This window comes from Pseudomonas sp. URMO17WK12:I7, from assembly GCF_003269045.1.
In the GTDB taxonomy this organism is placed as follows: Bacteria; Pseudomonadota; Gammaproteobacteria; order Pseudomonadales; family Pseudomonadaceae; genus Aquipseudomonas; species Aquipseudomonas putida_J.
In genome coordinates, this window is sequence record NZ_QLTL01000040.1 from 1 (window position 1) to 3202 (window position 3202).

The 3202-nt window shown below is 56.3% G+C and carries 4 protein-coding genes and 3 tRNA genes; all 7 read left to right on the plus strand.

All coding sequences use genetic code 11. From position 1 onward, the window contains the following. Positions 1–294 precede the first annotated feature (294 nt). Entirely contained in the window at positions 295–1254 is a 960-nt protein-coding gene (birA, locus tag H040_RS27140) for a bifunctional biotin--[acetyl-CoA-carboxylase] ligase/biotin operon repressor BirA (RefSeq protein WP_027919402.1), read from the plus strand. Beyond that, on the plus strand, positions 1244–1993 hold the full coding sequence (locus H040_RS27145) for a pantothenate kinase (protein WP_027919403.1): 750 nt from the start codon (positions 1244–1246) through the stop codon (positions 1991–1993). The genes birA and H040_RS27145 overlap by 11 nt, the downstream gene beginning before the upstream one ends. 7 nt (positions 1994–2000) lie before the next feature. After that, positions 2001–2426, plus strand: a complete 426-nt coding sequence (locus H040_RS27150; RefSeq protein WP_027919404.1) for a hypothetical protein — start codon at positions 2001–2003, stop codon at positions 2424–2426. A gap of 153 nt (positions 2427–2579) precedes the next feature. Continuing rightward, positions 2580–2663: transfer RNA gene (locus H040_RS27155), tRNA-Tyr, on the plus strand. Positions 2664–2687: 24 nt separating this feature from the next. Continuing rightward, a tRNA-Gly gene (locus tag H040_RS27160) sits at positions 2688–2761 on the plus strand. Between the two features lie 29 nt (positions 2762–2790). Beyond that, a tRNA-Thr gene (locus H040_RS27165) sits at positions 2791–2866 on the plus strand. A gap of 79 nt (positions 2867–2945) precedes the next feature. After that, positions 2946–3202 (plus strand): GTP-binding protein (locus tag H040_RS27170; protein ID WP_232251818.1); only part of this gene is annotated, 257 nt, incomplete at its 3' end.

The window sequence follows — 3202 nt, forward strand, 5'->3', positions numbered from 1 at the left end:
TGGTAGTGTGGGGTTTCCCCATGTGAGAGTAGGTCATCGTCAAGATTCATTTCGCAAAACCCCTATCTGCGCATGCAGGTAGGGGTTTTGTCTTTTCTGGTCGTAACAATCCTGAAGCGGTCATGGCTCATGTGGGGCGAGTTCATCCGAGACTTTGGCCAAGCCGGTATCATCCACCGCATTAGCTGCGTCGCGGGCAAACCCACGCCTACAGGCAGTTACCCGCAGCCCTTTTCCTATGCAAGCCAACGACCCATGGCTATCATGCCAGCCTTATTCCAAGTCGAGACTGGCATGCTGAAGTTGTTGAATCTCCTCAAGGATGGCCGGTTCCATTCCGGAGAAGCCTTGGGGGCAGCCCTCGGGGTAAGTCGCAGCGCCGTTTGGAAGCAGCTGCAACACCTGGAAAGTGAGCTGAACCTCACCATTCATAAAGTCCGTGGGCGTGGCTATCAATTGGCCGCGCCGCTTAGCTTGCTCGATGAGCAGGCGATCGCTGAGCTTGCAGAGGGTGAGCCATGGCCTGTTTTCATCCACGAAACCATCGATTCGACCAATGCCGAAGGTCTGCGTCTTGCCAGCGAGGGGCAATCCGCTCCATTCCTGGTCCTGGCTGAGCGTCAAAGTGCCGGGCGTGGTCGTCGCGGCCGCATGTGGATAAGTCCATTCGCAGAAAACCTTTACTACAGCCTGGTCCTGCGTATCGATGGCGGCATGCGCCAGCTTGAAGGGCTCAGCCTGGTTGTTGGGCTGGCCGTGATGCGCACGTTGCAGGGCTTTGGTGTCAAGGACGTGGGCTTGAAGTGGCCCAACGATGTCCTGGTCCGCGGGCAGAAAATCACCGGTATTCTGCTGGAGCTTGTGGGCGACCCCGCCGATGTCTGCCATGTTGTCCTTGGCATTGGTATTAATGTGAACATGCAGGTCAATGATCAGGTCGACCAGCAATGGACCTCGATCAGGCGTGAGGTCGGTACGACGATTGATCGTAACCGCTTGGTGGCCATGCTCAGCCAGCAGCTGCAACATGAGTTGGCCCGTCATCGGCGCTACGGTTTTGCAGCGTTCCAGGAAGAATGGGAGCAGGCGCACCTATGGCAGGGGCGAAATGTGTCTCTCATTGCGGGCACCACCTGTATCGATGGTGTCGTGTTGGGCGTGGACGGGCAGGGTGGATTGCGCCTTGAGGTCGACGGTGTGGAAAAGAGCTTCAGTGGTGGTGAGCTCAGTTTGAGGTTGCGTGATGATTCTTGAGCTCGATTGCGGTAACAGCTTCATCAAGTGGCGTGTCATTCACGCTGCCGACGCCACCATTGTTGGTGGTGGGATTGTCGACTCCGATCAGGCGTTGGTTGGCGACGTCGCAGCACTGGCGTCCTTGCGACTTACAGGTTGCCGAATTGTCAGTGTGCGCAGCGAAGATGAAACCGCTGCCCTCTGTGCGCTCATCGCCGAGGCTTTTGCAGTCGTTGCCCGTGTTGCCGAGCCTGCCCGGGAAATGGCAGGTGTGCGCAATGGTTATGACGATTACCAGCGCCTAGGCATGGACCGTTGGCTGGCAGCCTTGGGGGCTTTTCATCTTGCCAAAGGGGCATGCCTGGTCATTGACCTGGGTACCGCAGCCAAGGCCGACTTTGTCTGCGCAGACGGCGAGCACCTGGGTGGCTATATCTGTCCTGGCATGCCGTTGATGCGTAGCCAGCTGCGCACACATACCCGCCGTATTCGCTATGACGACGCATCGGCCGAACGTGCCTTGAGCAGCCTTGAGCCAGGGCGTTCCACCGTGGAAGCGGTAGAGCGTGGTTGTGTGCTGATGCTGCAAGGCTTTGCCCGTACCCAGCTTGAGCAGGCGCGGGCCTTGTGGGGTGACGACTTCACTGTATTCCTGACGGGTGGGGATGCGCCGCTGGTGCGAGAGGCAGCGCCACAGGCCAGAGTGGTCCCCGACCTGGTATTTGTCGGCCTGGCGATGGCCTGTCCACTGGACTGAGGTGCTTATGCGTTGGTTGTTTCTGCTGTTGCTGGTGCTCAATGTCTTCTATTACGTCTGGCACCAACAGGAAGCCCCGCTGAAGGCAAAGGACGTAGCCCCGTTGTCGTTGTACAAAGGTAACCAGCAAGAGATTCGCCTGCTCAGGGAAACAGGGGCATCGGCACCGGCCCGGCGGCGTGACGAATGCCTGGTGCTGGGTGGCCTGGCTGGTCGCGAGCAGCTTGATGCGTTGCGGCAACGCCTGCTGAGCCTGGATATCAATGCTGCTCAAGTGTCCGGCCAGCTGCCTGGGGCAGAAGGGCTTTGGCTCAAGATTTCCCCGGAAAGCGAGCGTTTACTGGACCAAACCGTCCTCGAGACTCTTTCCAACGATTTCAAAGACTTAAAACATAAAATTATTTTCTGCCAGGGTATTGCAACTGGCGAATAGCTTGATAGAATGGCGCCCGCTTCACAGGGAACACCACTCAGGTGGCAGAACTGGAAGCGGGTGTCAAAGCAGCTAAGCTTCAGATTTGATTGAAAAAATTTGAAAAAAAGCTTGACACTAGGACGGCAGACACATAGAATGCCGGCCACATCTGGAGGGATTCCCGAGCGGTCAAAGGGGACGGACTGTAAATCCGTTGCGAGAGCTTCGAAGGTTCGAATCCTTCTCCCTCCACCAGTTTTAGCGAGAGCCGCAAGCTCCGCGGGTATAGTTTAGTGGTAGAACCTCAGCCTTCCAAGCTGATGATGCGGGTTCGATTCCCGCTACCCGCTCCAAGTTTGCAGGATTTTGCGCAAAGTGTTTCGCTCTTGTAGCTCAGTTGGTAGAGCACACCCTTGGTAAGGGTGAGGTCAGCGGTTCAAGTCCGCTCAAGAGCTCCATATAAACAAGGCAGATATGAAAATATCTGCCTTTGTTTTATCAGCGTAAGACTATTTTCTTCTGCGGAGGATTGTATCGATGGCTAAGGAAAAGTTTGATCGTTCCCTTCCCCACGTTAACGTCGGCACTATCGGCCACGTTGACCACGGTAAGACCACTCTGACCGCAGCTCTGACTCGCGTCTGCTCCGAAGTTTTCGGTTCGGCCGTCGTTGAGTTCGACAAAATCGACTCGGCTCCAGAAGAAAAAGCACGCGGTATCACCATCAACACCGCTCACGTCGAGTACAACTCGAACATTCGTCACTACGCTCACGTTGACTGCCCAGGTCACGC